The sequence below is a fragment of the Micromonospora fulviviridis genome (assembly GCF_014648395.1).
Taxonomy (GTDB): Bacteria; Actinomycetota; Actinomycetes; order Mycobacteriales; family Micromonosporaceae; genus Micromonospora; species Micromonospora fulviviridis.
Genome location: NZ_BMRA01000006.1, coordinates 431,666 through 449,230 on the forward strand (window position 1 = coordinate 431,666; position 17,565 = coordinate 449,230).

A 17,565-nucleotide genomic window follows, 5' to 3' on the forward strand; every position below is an offset into this window, starting at 1 on the left:
CTCTACCGTCGGTGGTGATGGGCAGGGAACGGGCGGGGAGCCGGCCGGCCCGGCGCCGCCGCCGGCCGGTACGCGCCGGCGTGCTGGTCGCCGGCCTCGGGCTGGGTACCTGCCTGGTCGGGGTGGCCGGGCTCGGCGTCTGGAACGTGCAGGTGGTGCTCCAGGCCAACGGCCCGGTCCGCGACACCGCCGACGCGTTCTTCCGGGAGGTGGCCGCCGGGGAGACCGACCAGGCGTACGGCAAGCTGTGCCGGGAGGCGCGGGGGAAGTGGAGCCAGGTCGGCTTCGGCAGCTGGGTGCGCACCCCGCCGCAGGTCAGCGGCTACGAGATCGTGGACGTGGCGGTGCAGACCCGGGGCGGCCGGCCGCGCGGCACGGTGACGGTGCGGCTGACCCGCGACGGCGGCGGCAGCGAGGAGCGGGAGCTGCCGATCGTGCAGGAGGACGGGAAGTGGCGGGTCTGCGGGGATCCGTTCTGACCGGCTGCCCCAGGCGGCGTACCAGGAGGTAGCCGCCGCTCAGGACGGCGCCCGCGCTGGCCGCCAGGACGATGGGCCGGCCGCCGCCGGCGAGCAGCGCGGCCACCGCCGCCACGTCGGCGACCACGCCGACGCCCTGCGGCAGCAGGCGCGCGGGTCCCGGTGGCGTGCCCTCCGCCGGTGCCGTGGTGATGCCGTCCGTGCGCACGGGCCGTCTGTGTCAGGTGCGCGCCCGTCAGGCGCGCGGGCCGAGGTCGCCGGAGCGGTAGTGGCGCCGACACAGCACCTGGTAGCGCACGTCGGCGCTGTCCACGGTGTCGCCGATGACCACCTGCTCGCCCTCGCGTACCACCCGCCCCTCGACGACGCGGGCGTTGAGCCGCCCCTCCCGCCCGCACCAGCAGAGCACCTCGACCTGGATGCGGGCCACCTCGTCGGCGAGTTCGAACAGCCGCTGCGCGGCCGGGAACAGGCAGGAGCGGAAGTCGGTGGCCAGGCCGAAGGCGTACACGTCGACGTCGAAGTTGTCGACCAGGTCGGCCATCTGCTCGATGTGCGCCAGGTTGTAGAAGGACGCCTCGTCGCAGATCAGGTAGTCGACGCGGACCCCCTCGGCCCAGGCATCGCGCACCAGGTCGCGCAGGTCCAGCTCGTCGGTCACCTCGACGGCGGAGTGGGCCAGCCCGATGCGGGTGGTCACCTGCGGGCCGAGCGAGCGGTCGATGCGGGTGGTGACCAGGCCGCGGCGGCCCTGCCGGGAGTGGTTGTAGTTCATCTGGAGGGCCATCGTGGACTTGCCGCAGTCCATCGGCCCCCAGAAGAACTTCAGCGCGGCGGCGTGCAGCGGCCGGCCGTCGACGCCGCGGGCGGCGGCACAGCCGCCGGCACGGTCGTCGCCGGGGCCCGGCAGGGGACGGGCCAGGCAGATCGGGGCGGCGTCGTCGGTCACGTCGGGGCAGCCTAGTTCATCGACGCGGAAGGATCTTGCCCGCGCGGCAGCCCGCGCGGGCCCGCTCACAGCACCCGGGGCGGGGTGTTGCCGGCGGCGACGATGGCCCGGCGGATCGGCACGGCCGCCAGCAGCGCGAACCCGACCACGAAGAAGATCAGCAGGGAGACCAGGCCCACCCGGTACGAGGAGGTGAGCTGGAACACCAGGCCGAAGGCGAGCGGCCCGAGCCAGCTGGTGCCCTTGTCGCTGATCTCGTAGAAGCCGTAGTACTCGCCCTCCTTGCCGGCGGGGATGAGCTGGCTGAACAGCGACCGGCTCAGCGCCTGGCTGCCGCCGAGCACCAGTCCGATGCACCCGCCGAGCACCATGAACGGCAGGGGCGCCTCGGCGGGCAGCCGGAACGCGGCGATGATCACGCCGGTCCACAGCACCAGGGACAGCAGCACGGTCTTCCAGGCGCCGATGCGTCGGGCCAGGGCGCCGAGGGCGAGCGCGCCGCCGAAGGCGAGGAACTGCACGAGCAGGATCGTCACGATCAGGGTGCTCTGCTCCAGCCGCAGCTCCTCGGTGCCGTACTGGCTGGCCAGGGTGATGACGGTCTGGATGCCGTCGTTGAAGACCAGGAAGGCGAGCAGGAAGAACAGCGTCAGCGGGTACGCCTTGATCTCCCGCAGGGTGTGGCCGAGCTGCCGGAACCCGTCGGTGAGCACGTTGCCGCCGCCGTGCAGCGCCGCGGCGGTGGGGTGCTCGCGCAGCCAGCGCAGCGGCAGCAGGGTGAACGCCGCCCACCAGACGCCGGCCGAGACGATCGACCAGCGGGCCAGGTCGAGGGTGCGCTGCGGGTTGCCCTCCTCGCTGAGCATGGTGACCGCGACCAGGTTCAGCGCGAGCAGCAGCCCGCCGCCGAGGTAGCCGATGGCCCAGCCGCGGCTGGAGATGGCGTCCCGGTCGTCGGGGCCGCCGAGCTGCGGCAGGAACGAGTTGTAGACGACCACGGCGGCGCCGAAGGAGATGTTGGCGAGCAGGAACAGCGCCCCGCCGAGCAGGTAGCGGTCGCCGGTGACGAACGCGAACGCGATGGTCGCGCCGGCGCCGGTGAACGCGGCCGCGGCGAGCAGGCGCTTCTTGTGCGCCGACCGGTCGGCGATCGCCCCGACGACCGGCAGCACGAACACGGTGAGGAACACCGACAGCGAGATCAGGTACGGGTAGTAGGAGCCGGCCGCGATCCGGATGCCCAGCGGGTGCACGGCCCCGTCGCAGCTGTCGGCGCCCAGCTCGCAGCCGGCGGCCAGTTCGGTGACGGTGGTGAGGAACGGGCCGAGGAAGACCGTGATCACGGTGGTCTGGAAGGCGGAGTTCGCCCAGTCGTAGAAGTACCAGCCGGTGCGTTCGCGGCGGGTGCTGCCCGGGCGGGCGGGCTCGGCGACGGCGGGGGCGACCGTATCGGCCATCGGGGTCCTCGGAGGTTCAGGCGGCCCAGTGGCCGCGGCTGCGGTAGACGTCGCGCAGCACGCCGACGTGATCGGTCATGATGCCATCCACACCAAGATCAAGTAAGTCGTGCATTTCGGCGGGATCGTCGATCGTCCAGACGTGCACCTGCAACCCGAGCCGGTGGCAGTAGTCGAGGAACCGGCGGTCGACCACGGGCACGCGGCCGTAGCGGACGGGGACCTGGGCGGCGACCACGGACGGGGGCAGCCGCAGCGGCCGCCCGTGCAGGGAGGCCATCCGCAGCCGGGCCACCCCGCGCATGCCGAGGCTGGTGGCGACCTTCGCCCCGGCCAGGGCGCGCAGCCGGGCCAGCCGGGCGTCGCTGAACGAGGCGAGCAGCACCCGGTCGCCGGCGCCGACCCGGGTGACCGTGTCGACGGTCGGCACGACACCGCCGTCGGCCTTCACGTCGACGTTGAACCGGACCTCGGGCCAGGCGCCGAGGACCTCGTCGAGGCGGGGCACCACGGCGGCGCCGCCGACGCGTACCGAGGCCAGGTCGGCCCAGCGCAGGTCGGCGATGCGGCCGCGCTCGCCGGTGACCCGGCGCAGGGTGGCGTCGTGGAAGATCACCGGCACGCCGTCGGCGGTGGCGTGCACGTCGGTCTCCACGTAGCGGTAGCCCAGGGCGACGGCGCGCGCGAACGCGGCGGCGGTGTTCTCGTCGCCCTCGGCCGCGCCGCCGCGGTGGGCGAAGGCCAGCGGCGCGGGGGCGTCGAGGTAGCCGTGACGGGGCTGCACGCCGGAAGTATGCCGCGCCCGCGTGACGTCCGGGTGACCGGCCGGCGTCGCCGCAACCAACTTCCCTATTGTTCCCTGTCGCCGCTACGATAGGGCGCGATGGGGAATGACATGTACTCGGTGGAGCAGGTGGCCGACCTGCTCGGGCTGCACGTGCGCACCGTGCGCGGCTACATCCGCGCCGGCCGCCTGCGCGCGGTGCGCATCGGCAAGCAGTACCGGATCGCCCGCGCCGACCTGGACGCGCTGACCGGCCGGCCCGCACCGGCCGCCGGGGCGCCGGCGGCGGAGGTGTCGAGCATCGTGCAGGTCGACGGCGTCGACCGGGCCGCGGCCGACCGCCTCGCCACGCTGGTGCTGGCCGGCGTCAACACCCATCACGACCCCGCGCGCCCGCTGCGCGTGCAGACCGTCCACGACGAGGAACGCCACCGCATGAAGATCGTGATCCTGGGCGACGCCGCCGCCACCGCCGACCTGCTGCACCTGGTCGACGCCGTGCTGGCCGGCGACAACGACCTGCTCGTCCGGACGGAGACCGGTGATGCCTGACGTGCTGGAACAGCGGGCCGGGGTGCCGGTGCTGGTCTGCGACCCGGCCGGCCCGCCGGTGGCCACCACCGAGGCGGCCCTCGACCTGATCGGCGCGGCCTTCGCCGGCGCCGAGGTGGTCGCCGTGCCGGCCACCCGGCTCGACCCGAGCTTCTTCTCGCTGGGCACCCGCTTCGCCGGGGAGATCATGCAGAAGTTCGTCAACTACCGGCTGCGGCTGGTCGTCGTCGGCGACATCTCCGCGCACCTGGCGGCCAGCGGCGCGCTGCGGGACCTGGTGGCCGAGTCCAACCGGCACGACCAGGTCTGGTTCGTGCCCGACCTGGCCGCGCTGGACGCCCGGCTGGGCCGCGGCTGAGCCTCAGCGCACCCAGCCCGCGGTCAGCGCGGTCACGCCGAGCCCGTCGGGGTCGGCCAGCTTGACGCCGACGAACTGCCGGGCGGCGGGGGAGGTCTGCACCCGGGGCGCGGGCTCCGGGTCGGTAAGCGTCGCCACCACCGCCGCGGCGGCGTCCGCGGGCGACTGCGCGGCGGCGAACGCGGCGGCGCTGCGATCGAGGTACGCGCGCAGGGCCGGCCCGTACACCCCGGCGGCGGCGATCGCGGCCTCGGGGTCGAGGCCGACGTTGGCGACGAACTCGCTGGCCACCGCGCCCGGCTCGACCACGGTGACGCTGACCCCCACGGTGGCGGCGACCGGGGCGAGGCTCTCCATGAACCCCTCGACGGCGAACTTCGCCGCGCAGTACGCCTCGTTGAACGGCTGCCCGACCACCCCGCCGACGCTGGTCACGGTGATCAGCCGTCCCCGGGTGGCGCGCAGGTGCGGCAGGGCGGCCCGGCTGACGTGCAGGACGCCGAAGAAGTTGACCTCCAGGACCGCCCGGACGGCCTCGACGGTCTCCTGTTCGAGGGTGCCGACGTGCCCGGCGCCGGCGTTGTTGACCACCGCGTCGAGCCGGCCGTACCGGGCGACCACGTCGGCCACGCAGGCGGCCGCCTCGGCCTGGTCGACCACGTCGAGCCGGCGTACGTCCAGCAGGTCGCCGACCCCGGCGGCGTCGGCGGCGGCGCGCAGCCGGTCGGCGCGGGCGAGGTCGCGCACCGTGGCCACGGTGCGCCAGCCGGCGCGGGCCGCGCCCACGGCGGTCTCCAGGCCGATGCCGGTGGACGTGCCGGTGATCAGGACCGTTGGTGCGCTCATCCCCGCCTCCGCCGTCGGCTGCCCGCGTTCCGCTCGCAGGGTCGCACCGGGCGGCGGGTCGGCGCAGCGGAACGCCCGACGTGAGCGCGTCAGCCCGGCTGCCGGCTCGGGCCGACCCCGGCGTCGCGGGTCTGCGGCGGCGGGTACGGCTGCTCGGCCAGCAGCCGCGCCAGGTGCGCGCTGTTGAGCGCCAGGGCCGAGGTGGTACGGCCCGTGGTGTCCGGTTTGGGGCGGGCGTCGATGTAGTCGGTCTTGTGCAGCGCCTCACCGACCCAGTAGGTGGCTCCCGCGGCGGGGCAGGTGAAGCCGACCTCGTTCAGCGCCTGCTGCACCTGGCCGATGGTGTGGTGCGCGCCATCCTCGTTGCCGACCACGGCGACGCCGGCCACCTTGCCGTACGTGCGCAGCCGACCCTCGGCGTCGGTCTCGGACAGCTCGGCGTCCAGGCGTTCCAGGACCATCTTGCAGACCGCCGACGGCTGGCCCAGCCAGATCGGGGTGGCGATCACCAGGATCTGCGCGGCGAGGAGCTTCGCGCGGATGGCGGGCCACCCGTCGCCCTCACCTTCGTCGGTGGAGACCCCGAAGCGCACGGGGTGGTCGACGATCCTGATCATCTCCCCGGCCACCCCCTGGGTGCCCAGCGCGTCGAGCACCTCCTGACCGAGCACCTCCGAGCTGGACGGGACGGGCGACGGCTTCAGCGTGCAGTTGAGCACCAGAGCCCGGATCGACGCCACGGTCGTTTCCTCTCGGCCGGCCGGCGGTGACGGGTGTCGCATACCCCGGTGGCTGGCCCGCGATGCCTGTCGGGTCAGCGCGCCGGCCGGCGGCGGTGCGACCGGCTGGTGTCGACCGGGCGGCCGGGGTCGACGTGGCGGGGCCGGTCCGGCTCGTCGGGACGCAGCGGCGCCAGGTCGTCGGTGACCGCGTCGATGATCCGTTCGGTGGCCCGCCGGGCCGCGCCGGGGGTGCCCGGGTGCAGGTCACGCAGCATCACCGGGACGCCGAAGTGCACCCGGACGGCCGGCCGGCGCCACACCGCCCGGGCCACGGCGCGCAGCATGCCCTTGGGCGCCCGGTAGGGCAGCACCTCGTGGGAGCCCCACTGGGCGACCGGGACGACGGGGGCGCCGCTGGCGAAGGCGAGCCGGGCGGTGCCGGTCTTGCCCCGCTCGGGCCACAGGCCGGGGTCCAGCCCGATGCGCCCCTCGGGGTAGACCAGCACCACCGAGCCGCCGGCCACCGCGCCGGCGGCCATCTCCAGCGAGTGGTGCACGGAGCTGGTGCCGCGGTCGACGCGGATGTGCCCGGCGCGGCGCATCAGCGGCCCGATCACCGGGGCGCGGAACAGCCCGCCGGTGGCCATGATCCGCGGGTGGATGCCGCGCACCTGGCAGGCCGCGGCGAGCACCACCGGGTCGAAGGGGCTGATGTGGTTCGCGGCCAGCACCAGCGGCCCGCGGCGCAGGTCCTCCGGCACGTCGCCGCTGACCTCGAGCCGGCCGAGCAGGCCGACGAGGCCACGGGCGGCCAGTTGCGCGGCGCGCCAGAGCAGGGGCGCCCGCCAGTGGGTGATCGGGGTGTCCATCAGTGCTGGATGGTCGCACGTGCGCGGGTGAGCCCGGGGCCCGATCCCGGGCCGGCCGGCAGAGGTGATCAGGGTCATTGGTCCCGGGCCGCTTCGGGCCCTGCGGCCCTGCCGATTCTTCTACGACGCCGAGTAGTATTTACTACGTCTCGTAGTATGCACAGCTGGGGGTTTCAGGTGGACGCGTTGGACGTCGCCCGCTGGCAGTTCGGTGTCACCACCGTCTACCACTTTCTGTTCGTGCCCTTGACCATCGGCCTCTCCGTGCTGGTGGCCATCCTCCAGACGATGTGGCACCGCACCGGCAACGAGCGGTACCTCAAACTCACCAAGTTCTACGGCAAGCTCTTCCTGATCAACTTCGCGATGGGCGTGGTCACCGGCATCGTGCAGGAGTTCCAGTTCGGCATGAACTGGAGCGACTACTCGCGCTTCGTCGGCGACATCTTCGGCGCGCCCCTGGCGATCGAGGCCCTGGTCGCGTTCTTCCTGGAGTCGACCTTCATCGGCCTGTGGATCTTCGGCTGGGACCGGCTGCCCAAGCGCCTGCACCTGGCCGCCATCTGGGCCGCGGCGATCGGCACCAACCTGTCCGCGTACTTCATCCTCGCCGCGAACTCGTTCATGCAGAACCCGGTCGGCTACCGGATCAACCCGGACACCGGCCGCGCCGAGCTGACCGACTTCGTCGCCGTGCTCACCAACAAGGTCGCCCTGATCACCTTTCCGCACACCCTCTCCGGCGCGTTCCTGGTCGCCGGGTCGCTGATCGTCGCCGTCGGGCTGTGGCACGTCATCCGCAACCGGGGCAGCGCCGACACCGACGCCTACCGCTTCGCCACGAAGTTCGGCTCCTGGGTGGTGCTGGTCTCCTCGGCGCTGGTGCTGTTCACCGGCGACATCCAGGGCAAGATCATGACCGAGGTGCAGCCGATGAAGATGGCCGCCGCCGAGGGCCTCTACACCACCGAGAGCCCCGCCTCGTTCTCCGTGCTCACCGTCGGCAGCCTCGACGGCAGCCGCGAGGTCTTCGCCCTCAAGATCCCGTACCTGCTGTCGTTCCTCGGCACCGGCGACCCGAACGGCACCGTGCAGGGCATCAACGACCTCCAGGCCCAGTACGCCACCCAGTACGGCGCCGGCAGCTACACCCCGATCATCCCGGTCACCTACTGGAGCTTCCGCTTCATGATCGGCCTCGGGCTGGCCGCCGCCGCGATCGCCCTGATCGTGCTCTGGACCCAGCGCAAGGGCCGCACCCCGTCGAGCCGCTGGCTGCTGCGCGCCGGCCTCGTCATGCCGGCCCTGCCGCTGCTGGCCAACTCCTTCGGCTGGATCTTCACCGAGATGGGCCGCCAGCCGTGGATCGTCTTCGGCGAGATGCTGACCCGCAACGGCGTCTCCCGCAGCGTCTCGCTGACCGAGGTGCTCACCTCGTTCACCGCCTTCACCCTGATCTACGCCACCCTCGCGGTGATCGAGTTCAAGCTGCTGGTCCGCTACGCCAAGGCCGGCGTGCCCGACCTGGCTCCGGCCCCCGAACCAGCCGACACCGACGACGCCGATCGCCCGCTGGCGTTCGCCTACTGACCCCGGAGCCCACCGTGGAACTGACGACCGTCTGGTTTCTCCTCGTCGCCGTGCTCTTCACCGGCTACTTCATCCTCGAAGGCTTCGACTTCGGCGTCGGCATGCTGCTGCCCGTGCTGGGCCGCGACGACCGGGAACGCCGCGTCCTGATCAACACCATCGGCCCGGTCTGGGACGGCAACGAGGTCTGGCTGATCACCGCCGGCGGCGCCATGTTCGCCGCCTTCCCCGAGTGGTACGCCACCCTCTTCTCCGGCTTCTACCTGCCGCTGCTGCTGATCCTGCTCGCCCTGATCGCCCGCGGGGTGGCCTTCGAGTACCGGCACAAGCGCCCCGAGGCGACCTGGAAGCGCCGCTGGGACCAGGCCATCTTCTGGGGTTCGGCCGTGCCGGCGGTGCTGTGGGGCGTCGCCTTCGCCAACATCCTCCGCGGCGTGCCGCTGTCGGCCGACCACGAGTACGCCGGCGGCCTGCTCGACCTGCTCAACCCGTACGCCCTGCTCGGCGGGGTGACCACCCTGGGCCTGTTCCTCACCCACGGCGCGGTGTTCATCGCCCTGAAGACCAGCGGCGACATCCGGCAGCGCGCCGGCGCGCTCGCCGTCAAGCTCGGCGTCGCCACCGCCGTGGTGGCGGTGGCCTTCCTGGCCTGGACGCTGACCATCCGCTCCAGCGCGGCCGCCGTCGTGCTCGCCGTCGGCGCCGCCCTCGCCCTGCTCGGCGGTCTCGCCGCCGCCCGGGTACGCCGGGAGGGCTGGGCGTTCGCCGGCACCGCCGTGGCCATCGCCCTGGCCGTGGCGACCCTGTTCGCCGCGCTGTTCCCGAACGTGCTGCCGTCCACCCTGGACGCCGCCGGCACGCTGACCGCGAGCAACGCCGCCTCCACCCCCTACACCCTGAAGATCATGACCTGGGTGGCGGTGGTGTTCACCCCGATCGTGCTGGCCTACCAGGGCTGGACCTACTGGGTGTTCCGCAAGCGGATCGGGGTACAGAACATCCCGCAACACTGACGAGCCTGCGGGCGCGGGTGACGCGGGGCCGGTGCGAGGGGGTCGCACCGGCCCCGCGGGGCGTCTCAGACCAGGTCGATCCGCTCCCACTCGACCGGGTAGCCGGCCCGGGCGAAGGTGGCCGCCATCGGCGTGTTGCCCTGGTCGGTGGCGGCCACGATCTCGTCGGCGCCCGCCTCGACCAGCAGGTGGGTGGCCTCGACGAGCAGGTCGTAGGCGTAGCCGTGGCCGCGCTGTCCGGGCAGCACGCCGACGAACCCCACCACGTGGTGGGTCTGGTTGCGGGCCGGCACGACCAGCCCGACCGGCTCACCGCCGGGGGTGAACGCCAGCCGCCACCAGTCCCGCGGGCTGGGCATCCAGCGCAGCAGGTCCAGGTCCTCCTGCGCCGCCGCGAGCGGGCCGTGGGCAGCCGCCGCGGCCCGGAAGTGGGCGTCCAGGCTGCCCTCGCCGATGCGGCACAGCACGTCCAGGATCACCGCGTCGTCCGGCTCGGGCCGGAACTCCAGCCGCCCCGGCCGGGCCGGCAGGCCGGATCCGGGCGTCCAGCGGTACCGGTACCGCTCGACCAGCACCCGCATGCCGGCCGCCGTCGCGGCGTCGATCCGGGCCTGCGCCTGGGCGCGGACCGCGGGATCCTCCCGCCAGCCGTAAGGGAGCAGGATCGAGTACTCGGTGCGCAGCGGCGCCGTGCGCAGCAACTCGACCGCCGCGGCCTCGTCGGTGAAGTCGAACCAGTCCAGCGCCAGCGGCGCCGGGTCCTCCGGCCCGGCCCACCAGGCGGCCCGGGCGACCACCACCCCGTCGCGCAGGGCCACCCAGGTCCATTCGGGGCGGAAGCCGCCGCCAACGTACGTCTCGCCGAGCACGGCCCGCCCGACCAGCCCCGGGTCGGGCAGGGAGTCGAAGAGGTGTTCCTCGCCCGCGACGAGCGGGCGGATGACCAGATCGGTCATGAAGGGTCCTTCCAGGAAGCGGTGCGCTCCCCGGTTCAGGATCCCGGCGTCCTCGCAGCCGGGTGGGAGCGCATGACTGTCGTACGCATGGCGCTCACCTCCCTCCGGTCTCGGTCGAGGACGCGGCGGAACGCTACCAGACGCCCCGCGCCCCGGCCGAGGCGTTTTCCCCGGCCGGGGCGCGGGGTGCGGGTCAGCGCGCCTCGCGCAGCTCCGCCAGCCGGGCCTCGATCTCGGCCAGCTCGGCGCGCAGCTTCTCCGCCTGCTGTTCCGCCTCGGCCCGCTCCGCGGCCAGGATCTGCTCCACCGCCTCCTGCACCCCCGGCACGTCGACCAGCGCCACCATCCGCAGCGCCTCGGCCGGCTTCACCACGTACGGCTTCGCGAGTGCCTTGGCGCCCTGCTGCGCCGCCACCGTCCACTCGCCCTCGGCGTAGGCCAGCGTCACCGTCAACCCGGCCGGGCCCTTCGGCTTCACCGCCTTCACCGCCCGCCGCGCCGGCTTCGGCTCCGCCTGCTGCGTCACCCTCGGCTCCTCCCGCCGCGGCGCCGGCACCGCCGGCGTGTCCAACACGAACTCCGGCTCCGCCGGCGCCGCCTCGACCGGCGGCTCCGGCTTCGGCTCCGCCGGCCGCCGCCCCGCCCCCTTCGGGGCGATCGCCACGTCGGTGGGGGAGAAGGGCAGCTCGTCGCGGCCGAACCGCACCACCACGAACTCCTCGGACACCTCCGGATCGGTCAGCTCCACCACCTGCCCGAGCTGGCCCGCCATCTGCCCGGCCGCCGCCGTGAACACCACCTTGGGCTTGCGGCCGGCCGCCAACGCCTCCCGGATGCCCTGTACCTCGTCAGTGGACAAACCCTGGCCCGCCATCACAGCCCTCTTCCGTACACGTGTCTGATGCCTGCCTTGATACCAGCCCGCACCGACACCCGGGAGATCAACCCCCGGCGACCCAGACGGCCGCCACCTCCTCGGCCACCGCGGCGGCCTGCGCGAACCCGGCCCGCGCCGACGCGGCCCGCCGCGCCGGATCCAGCACGTTGCGCCCGATCGCCGCCCGCGCCGCCCGGTCCGGCGACACCACCGCCACCCGCGCGCCCGCCGACCGCAACCCCGCCACCTGCGCCGACAGCCGCGGCATCGGCCCGAACCCGGCCCGCGTCGGCGCCAGCACCACCACCCGCTCCGCGCCCCGCGCCAGGTCCGCGTTCACCGCCGAGCGCACCCCACCGTCGACGTACCGCCGGCCCCCGATGGTGACCGGCGGCCACACCCCCGGCACCGCGCAGCTGGCACCCACCGCGTCCACCAGCGCCACCTGCGAGCCGGCGTCGAAGACCACGAACTCGCCCGAGGTCGCGTCCACGGCCGTCACCAGCAGCCGCCGCGCCGGCCACCCCTGCACCGGCAACCGCGCCGCGATGACCGCCCGCCGCGACTGCTCCGACGGGGTACGCGCCGCCAGGGCCATCGCGCCGACCCGGGCCCGCGCCAGCACCTCGTCGCGACCCCGGGCACCCGCCCACGCCCAGCGGGCCAGCACTCCGACGCCCAGCCGGGCCGCCACCTCGGTTCCCGTCGGGCGCAACTGCGCCGCGTACAGCTCCTCGACCGGCGTGTCCGAGCACACCTGCGCGCCCACCACCGAACCCGCCGAGGTGCCCACCACCAGCTCCGCCCCGGTCAGGTCCACGCCCCGCGCGGCCAGCCCGGCCAGCAGCCCCAACTCCCAGGCCACCCCGGTCACCCCACCGCCACCCAGCACCAGCGCCCGCGTCATGTGTGACCGTCCTCTCCACCCGGGTCCCGCGCCGATCACGGTAACGTCACCCCCACCACCAGGGCAGGGGAGAGGACATTGAGCTCCGTCACCATCGTCACCGGTGGGGGGCGCGGCATCGGCGCCGCCACCGCCCGCCGGCTCGCCGCCGCCGGCCACGACGTCGTCATCGGCTACCGCAGCGACCACGCCGCCGCCGAGGCCGTCCTCGCCGACGTGCGCGCCGCCGGCCGCCGCGGCGTCGCCGTCCCCGCCGACACCGGCGACCCCGACCAGGTCCAGCGCCTCTTCGACGCCGCCGACGAACTGGGCCCGCTCACCGGCCTGGTCAACAACGCCGGCATCACCAGCCCGATCGGGCCCTTCGCCGACCTGCGCGTCGAAGACCTGCGCCAGGTCGTCGACGTCAACCTCGTCGGCTACGTCCTCTGCGCCCAGCAGGCCGCCCGCCGGATGACCCGCGGCGGGGCCGTCGTCAACGTCTCCTCCGCGGCCGCCACCCTCGGCAGCCCCGGCGAGTACATCCACTACGCGGCCGTCAAGGCCGCCACCGACACCCTCACCGTCGGCCTCGCCAAGGAACTCGCCCCGCGCGGCATCCGGGTCAACGCCGTCGCCCCCGGCATCATCCGCACCGACATCCACGCCCTGTCCGGCGCGCCCGACCGCCCGGACACCGCGGCCGGCCGCATCCCGCTGGGCCGCGCCGGCGAACCCGACGAGGTCGCCGGCGCCATCGCGTTCCTCCTCGGCCCCGACGCCTCGTACACGACCGGCGCCGTCCTGCGCATCGCCGGCGGCCTCTGACGCCGAAACGGCCCGGGGGAGAGTCGTCCCCCCGGGCCGCCCGCCGCTAGTGGGTGAACAGCTTCGCCGCCGTGATCAGCGTCTGCACCACCCCGTACCCCAGCAGCGCCGACACCACCACCCACGACACCACCAGGCGGACCCGCTGCCCGCCACCGACCCGCTCGTTCACGACCCGCTCCTCTCCGCCGCCACCGGCTGCGCACCCTCGACACCGTCCCGGTCCGGCGCCGGCTCGTGGAACCGCTCCGGCACGGGCCGGATCAACAGGTTCGCCACGAAACCGACCGCCAGCACCCCGACCATCGTGAACAACGCCGGCCGGTACGCCGCCGCCGTCAACGTGCCCGGCTTGCCCTGCGCGTCCAGGAACGCGTTCACGATCAGCGGACCGGCCACCCCGGCCGCCGACCACGCCGTCAACAACCGGCCGTGGATCGCGCCCACCTCGAACGTGCCGAACAGGTCCCGCAGGTACGCCGGCACCGTGGCGAACCCGCCGCCGTAGAACGACAGGATCACGCACGCCAGCAGCACGAACAGCGCCGTCGCCAACTGCCCGAACAGGGCCAGCAGCACGTACAGCACCATCCCCACACCCAGATACAGCAGGTAGATGGGCTTGCGGCCGATCACGTCCGACGTCGACGACCACACGAACCGGCCGGCCATGTTGAACAGCGACAGCAGTCCCACGAACCCGCCGGCCGCCGCCACCGACACCGCCGAGGTCCCGTTGTCCCGGAAGAAGTCCTGGATCATCGGGCTGGCCTGCTCCAGGATCCCGATGCCCGCGGTCACGTTGCAGAACAGCACCACCCACAGCAGCCAGAACGAACGCGTCTTCACCGCGTTCGCCGCCGACACGTTCGCCGTGGTCACCAGCGGCTTCGCCGCCACCCGCGCCGGGTCGAAGCCCGCCGGCCGCCAGTCGGCCGCCGGCACCCGCACGTTGAACACCCCGAACATCATGATCACGAAGTAGCCGACGCCCAGCGTCAGGAACAGCCACACCAGCGCGCTGCCCGACGCCGTCGAGCCCGCGTTCGACGGGTCGTACCCGGAGTCGTAGAACGACAGCAGCTGCCGGGACAGGGGAGAGGCCACCATCGCCCCACCCCCGAAGCCCATGATCGCCAACCCGGTCGCCAGGCCCGGCCGGTCCGGGAACCACTTGATCAACGTGGAGACGGGGGAGATGTAGCCGATCCCCAACCCGATGCCGCCCAGCACCCCGTACCCCAGATACAGCAGCCACAGCTGCTTCGTGGCGATGCCCAGCGCGCCGACCAGGAAACCCGCCGCCCAGAAGCACGCCGAGACGAACATCGCCTTGCGCGGCCCGTTGGCCTCCACCCACGTGCCGGCCACCGCGGCCGACAACCCCAGCATCACGATCGCGATGCTGAAGATCACCCCGATCGCCGTCTGCCCGGTGTCGAAGTGCGCGATCAGGGAGTTCTTGTACACGCTGGTCGCGTAGACCTGCCCGATGCAGAGATGGATGGCCAGCGCCGCCGGCGGAATCAGCCACCGGCTGTAGCCCGGCGGCGCGACGGTGTGCCGACGATCGAGTGCGGAAAGCATGCGTGCTTCCTCTCCGGAGAATGGCGAGAAACCCACCCGTACATGCCCACGCCGCACGCTGCGCCGAAACCCGCTCCGCGCCGGACGGTCGAAACCCTGAGCCGAACGGTCACCCCGACACCGGGGTCGCGCACCTGTCGTCGACGCGCCGTCACCGCCCGTCGTCACCGATCATGGGCACATGCCGCTGCTCACCACCCCGGCCCTGCACCCCGGCGCCCTCGCCCGCCACCCCCAACCCGACCTCGACGCCGGCGACCTGCGCCTGCGCCCCTGGCGACCCGACGACCGGCCCGCCGTCCTCGCCGCGTACGCCGACCCCGCCATCCGCCGCTGGCACTGCCGTGCCATGACCGACGACGAGGCCCGCGACTGGATCGCCTCCTGGCCGGAGCGCTGGCGGCAGGAGACCGGCGCCGGCTGGGCGGTCACCGACCGCACCGGCGTGCTCGGACAGATCAGCCTGCGCGCCATCGACCTGCCCGAGGCCGAGGCCGAGGTGTCGTACTGGGTGCTGCCCGCCGCCCGCGGCCGGCACGTCGCCGCCCGCGCCCTGACCGCGCTGACCGCCTTCGGCTTCGACCGGCTCGGCCTGCACCGCGTCTGGCTGCGCCACTCCACCGCCAACCCGGCCTCCTGCCGGGTGGCCGAACGGGCCGGCCTCACCGCCGAGGGCACCCAGCGCGGCGCCGCCCGGCACACCGACGGCTGGCACGACATGCACCTGCACGCCCGCCTGCGTACCGACACCTGACCAGCGCCGCGCCGGCGGATGCGACGATGGGCCCGTGAAGATCCTGTCCATCCAGTCCTCGGTCGCCTACGGTCACGTCGGCAACTCCGCCGCCGTGTTCCCGCTGCAACGGCTCCGGCACGAGGTCTGGCCGGTGCTGACCGTGCACTTCTCCAACCACACCGGCTACGGCGCCTGGCGCGGGCCGCTGCTGCCCCCGGCCGACGTCGCCGAGGTGATCGCCGGCATCGAGGACCGCGGCGTCCTCGGCACCGCCGACGCCGTGCTCTCCGGCTACCAGGGCGACCCGGCGATGGGTGAGGTCATCCTCGACGCGGTCGCCCGGGTGAAGGCGGCCAACCCGGACGCCGTGTACTGCTGCGACCCGGTGATGGGCGACGTCGGCCGTGGCATGTTCGTCCGGCCCGGCATCCCCGAGTACCTGCGCGACACCGTCGTGCCACGCGCCGACATCGTCACCCCGAACCAGTTCGAGTTGGAGTTCCTGGCCGGCCGCGGCACCGACACCCTGGAGGACCTGCTCGCCGCCGTCGACGTCGTCCGCGACACCGGACCCCGGCACGTGCTGGTCACCAGCGTGCTGCACGGCGACGTCCCGGCCGGGTCGCTGGAGGTCGTCGCCGTCTCCGACTCCGGCGCCTGGGCGGTCACCACGCCGCTGCTGCCGATCAGCCCGAACGGCGGCGGCGACGTCACCGCCGCGCTCTACCTGGCCCACCTCGCCACGACCGGGTCACCCGAGACGGCGCTGGAGCGCACCACCAACTCCATCTACGCCGTCCTCGAGGCGACCCTCGCCGCGGGCACCCGGGAGCTGCAGCTCGTCGCCGCCCAGGACGCCATCGCCGACCCGCCCACCCGGTTCGGCGCCCGCCGGCTGCGCTGAGCCGACCTCCGCCGCGCCGGCGGCGGACTTCTCCGGACCGCCTTCTCCCGCCCGGCGGCTCGCCTAGGCTCGGTGGCGGCGCAGTCCGGTTCCGCCGCCGCGTAGGGGCCGGAACGGGCGCCCGGCCCCGCCCCGGTGCGGATGCGGAGGACGCCGGATGGACGAGACCACGTTCGCGGCGCCGGCCTGGGCCTGGCTGGCGGTCGGCGCGGTCATCGCCGTCATGCTCGCGGTGGACATGTTCTCCCACCGCGACCACCACGTCGTCGAACTCCGCGAGGCGCTGCTCTGGAGCGCGGTGTGGATCACCACGGGCGTCGCCTTCGGCCTGGTGATCTGGCTCTGGCGCGGCGGCGGGTCGGCGGTGGCGTACTACTCCGGCTACCTGCTGGAAAAGGCGCTGTCCGTCGACAACGTCTTCGTCTTCGCACTGCTGTTCAAATACTTCCGGGTACCCGCCGAATACCAGCACAAGGTGCTCTTCTGGGGAGTCCTCGGCGCACTGGGATTCCGGCTGGTCTTCATCTTCGCCGGCGCGCAGCTGCTGGAGCGGCTGACCTGGGCCGGCCTCGTGCTCGGCGCGTTCCTGATCTGGACGGGCTGGCGCCTCGCGGTCCGCGGCGAACCGGACGTCGACCCCGACCGCAACCTTGCCGTCCGGACCTTCCGCCGGCTGGTGCCGACCGACCCGCGCTACCACGACGGCCGCTTCACCATCCGGGTCGACGGCCGCCGCACGGGCACCGTGCTGCTCGTCGCGTTGGTCGCGATCGAGGCCACCGACGTCATCTTCGCGATCGACTCGGTCGCGGCCATCCTGGCCGTCACCACCAACACGTTCCTGGTCTGGACGGCGAACGCCTTCGCCGTGCTCGGGCTGCGCAGCCTGTACTTCTGCCTGGCCGGTCTGCTGCGGCACTTCGGCTACCTGCGCTACGGCCTGGCCGTGCTGCTCGCCTTCGCCGGGGTGAAGTTGATCCTGGCCGAGACCCCGGTGGGCAAGCTGCCGGTCTGGCTCACCCTCACCGTGGTGGTGCTGACCCTCGCCGTCGCCATCACCTGGAGCGCGGTGGCCGCGCGCCGGGACGTCCGGGCCCGGTGACCACCGCCACCGAGCCGGGTCGACACCGGCGCGGTGCGGCGGTGCTGGGCAACGCCGCCGGCGACGTGGC

The 17,565-nt window shown here is 73.6% G+C and carries 20 protein-coding genes; 9 read left to right on the forward strand and 11 right to left on the reverse strand.

The window, feature by feature from the left end; translation table 11 throughout:
• Window positions 1-17: 17 nt before the first annotated feature.
• Entirely contained in the window at window positions 18-479 is a 462-nt protein-coding gene (locus IEY96_RS18880; RefSeq protein WP_189196103.1) for an Rv0361 family membrane protein, read from the forward strand.
• Window positions 480-714: 235 nt separating this feature from the next.
• Here the strand turns inward: IEY96_RS18880 and IEY96_RS18885 are convergent, their stop codons facing one another.
• The 3 genes from IEY96_RS18885 to IEY96_RS18895 form a co-directional block, all read right to left on the reverse strand.
• Window positions 715-1,401, reverse strand: a complete 687-nt coding sequence (locus IEY96_RS18885) for a thymidine kinase (RefSeq protein WP_373293604.1) — start codon at window positions 1,399-1,401, stop codon at window positions 715-717.
• Between the two features lie 92 nt (window positions 1,402-1,493).
• The gene (locus tag IEY96_RS18890) at window positions 1,494-2,885 is read right to left on the reverse strand and encodes an MFS transporter (RefSeq protein ID WP_189196105.1); all 1,392 of its coding nucleotides are present in this window, start codon (window positions 2,883-2,885) and stop codon (window positions 1,494-1,496) included.
• A 16-nt stretch (window positions 2,886-2,901) separates the two neighbouring features.
• Window positions 2,902-3,669 (reverse strand): glycerophosphodiester phosphodiesterase family protein, encoded by a 768-nt coding sequence (locus IEY96_RS18895; protein WP_189196106.1) that lies wholly within the window; start codon window positions 3,667-3,669, stop codon window positions 2,902-2,904.
• 99 nt (window positions 3,670-3,768) lie between these two features.
• On the opposite strand from IEY96_RS18895, the gene IEY96_RS18900 reads away from it, so the two are divergent.
• Window positions 3,769-4,221, forward strand: coding sequence for a helix-turn-helix domain-containing protein (locus IEY96_RS18900; protein ID WP_229791701.1), 453 nt, complete (start codon window positions 3,769-3,771; stop codon window positions 4,219-4,221).
• Window positions 4,214-4,579 carry a DUF4180 domain-containing protein gene (locus tag IEY96_RS18905; protein WP_189196107.1) on the forward strand — a complete coding sequence of 122 codons (366 nt, stop codon included), beginning with the start codon at window positions 4,214-4,216 and terminating at the stop codon, window positions 4,577-4,579. Before IEY96_RS18900 ends, IEY96_RS18905 begins: the two co-directional genes overlap by 8 nt.
• A 3-nt stretch (window positions 4,580-4,582) precedes the next feature.
• Here IEY96_RS18905 and IEY96_RS18910 read toward each other — a convergent pair whose 3' ends face one another.
• The 3 genes from IEY96_RS18910 to IEY96_RS18920 all read right to left on the reverse strand — a co-directional run bounded on the left by IEY96_RS18910 (window position 4,583) and on the right by IEY96_RS18920 (window position 7,016).
• Window positions 4,583-5,425, reverse strand: a complete 843-nt coding sequence (locus IEY96_RS18910; protein ID WP_189196108.1) for an SDR family NAD(P)-dependent oxidoreductase — start codon at window positions 5,423-5,425, stop codon at window positions 4,583-4,585.
• 89 nt (window positions 5,426-5,514) lie between these two features.
• Entirely contained in the window at window positions 5,515-6,165 is a 651-nt protein-coding gene (locus tag IEY96_RS18915; RefSeq protein ID WP_189196109.1) for a flavodoxin family protein, read from the reverse strand.
• 74 nt (window positions 6,166-6,239) lie between these two features.
• Window positions 6,240-7,016 carry a lysophospholipid acyltransferase family protein gene (locus IEY96_RS18920; RefSeq protein ID WP_189196110.1) on the reverse strand — a complete coding sequence of 259 codons (777 nt, stop codon included), beginning with the start codon at window positions 7,014-7,016 and terminating at the stop codon, window positions 6,240-6,242.
• Between the two features lie 177 nt (window positions 7,017-7,193).
• Between IEY96_RS18920 and IEY96_RS18925 the strand changes: the two genes are divergently transcribed.
• Window positions 7,194-8,606: a cytochrome ubiquinol oxidase subunit I gene (locus IEY96_RS18925; protein ID WP_189196111.1), complete on the forward strand. Its 1,413-nt coding sequence runs from the start codon at window positions 7,194-7,196 to the stop codon at window positions 8,604-8,606.
• Between the two features lie 14 nt (window positions 8,607-8,620).
• Window positions 8,621-9,619: a cytochrome d ubiquinol oxidase subunit II gene (gene cydB, locus IEY96_RS18930; protein ID WP_189196112.1), complete on the forward strand. Its 999-nt coding sequence runs from the start codon at window positions 8,621-8,623 to the stop codon at window positions 9,617-9,619.
• A 65-nt stretch (window positions 9,620-9,684) separates the two neighbouring features.
• On the opposite strand, the gene IEY96_RS18935 is transcribed toward cydB, so the two are convergent.
• The 3 genes from IEY96_RS18935 to IEY96_RS18945 form a co-directional block, all read right to left on the reverse strand.
• Window positions 9,685-10,575, reverse strand: coding sequence for a GNAT family N-acetyltransferase (locus IEY96_RS18935; RefSeq protein WP_189196113.1), 891 nt, complete (start codon window positions 10,573-10,575; stop codon window positions 9,685-9,687).
• A 193-nt stretch (window positions 10,576-10,768) separates the two neighbouring features.
• A complete protein-coding gene (locus tag IEY96_RS18940; protein ID WP_189196114.1) occupies window positions 10,769-11,449 on the reverse strand; it encodes a hypothetical protein in 681 nt (226 codons plus the stop codon).
• 67 nt (window positions 11,450-11,516) lie between these two features.
• Window positions 11,517-12,359: a patatin-like phospholipase family protein gene (locus IEY96_RS18945; protein ID WP_189196115.1), complete on the reverse strand. Its 843-nt coding sequence runs from the start codon at window positions 12,357-12,359 to the stop codon at window positions 11,517-11,519.
• A 78-nt stretch (window positions 12,360-12,437) separates the two neighbouring features.
• Here IEY96_RS18945 and IEY96_RS18950 point away from each other — a divergent pair, with 78 nt between their 5' ends.
• Window positions 12,438-13,166 carry an SDR family NAD(P)-dependent oxidoreductase gene (locus IEY96_RS18950; protein ID WP_189196116.1) on the forward strand — a complete coding sequence of 243 codons (729 nt, stop codon included), beginning with the start codon at window positions 12,438-12,440 and terminating at the stop codon, window positions 13,164-13,166.
• Between the two features lie 46 nt (window positions 13,167-13,212).
• On the opposite strand, the gene IEY96_RS33170 is transcribed toward IEY96_RS18950, so the two are convergent.
• Together IEY96_RS33170 and IEY96_RS18955 are read right to left on the reverse strand one after the other, a co-directional pair.
• Complete coding sequence (locus IEY96_RS33170) at window positions 13,213-13,338, reverse strand: MFS transporter small subunit (RefSeq protein WP_255509868.1); 126 nt, start codon at window positions 13,336-13,338, stop codon at window positions 13,213-13,215.
• The gene (locus IEY96_RS18955) at window positions 13,335-14,753 is read right to left on the reverse strand and encodes an OFA family MFS transporter (RefSeq protein WP_189196117.1); all 1,419 of its coding nucleotides are present in this window, start codon (window positions 14,751-14,753) and stop codon (window positions 13,335-13,337) included. The genes IEY96_RS33170 and IEY96_RS18955 overlap by 4 nt, the downstream gene beginning before the upstream one ends.
• Window positions 14,754-14,934: 181 nt before the next feature.
• Here IEY96_RS18955 and IEY96_RS18960 point away from each other — a divergent pair, with 181 nt between their 5' ends.
• The 3 genes from IEY96_RS18960 (at window position 14,935) to IEY96_RS18970 (ending at window position 17,495) form a co-directional block, all read left to right on the forward strand.
• Window positions 14,935-15,507 carry a GNAT family N-acetyltransferase gene (locus IEY96_RS18960; protein ID WP_189196118.1) on the forward strand — a complete coding sequence of 191 codons (573 nt, stop codon included), beginning with the start codon at window positions 14,935-14,937 and terminating at the stop codon, window positions 15,505-15,507.
• A gap of 34 nt (window positions 15,508-15,541) precedes the next feature.
• Window positions 15,542-16,393, forward strand: a complete 852-nt coding sequence (gene pdxY, locus IEY96_RS18965) for a pyridoxal kinase PdxY (RefSeq protein WP_189196119.1) — start codon at window positions 15,542-15,544, stop codon at window positions 16,391-16,393.
• Window positions 16,394-16,550: 157 nt separating this feature from the next.
• The gene (locus IEY96_RS18970; protein WP_189196120.1) at window positions 16,551-17,495 is read left to right on the forward strand and encodes a TerC family protein; all 945 of its coding nucleotides are present in this window, start codon (window positions 16,551-16,553) and stop codon (window positions 17,493-17,495) included.
• Window positions 17,496-17,565 lie beyond the last annotated feature (70 nt).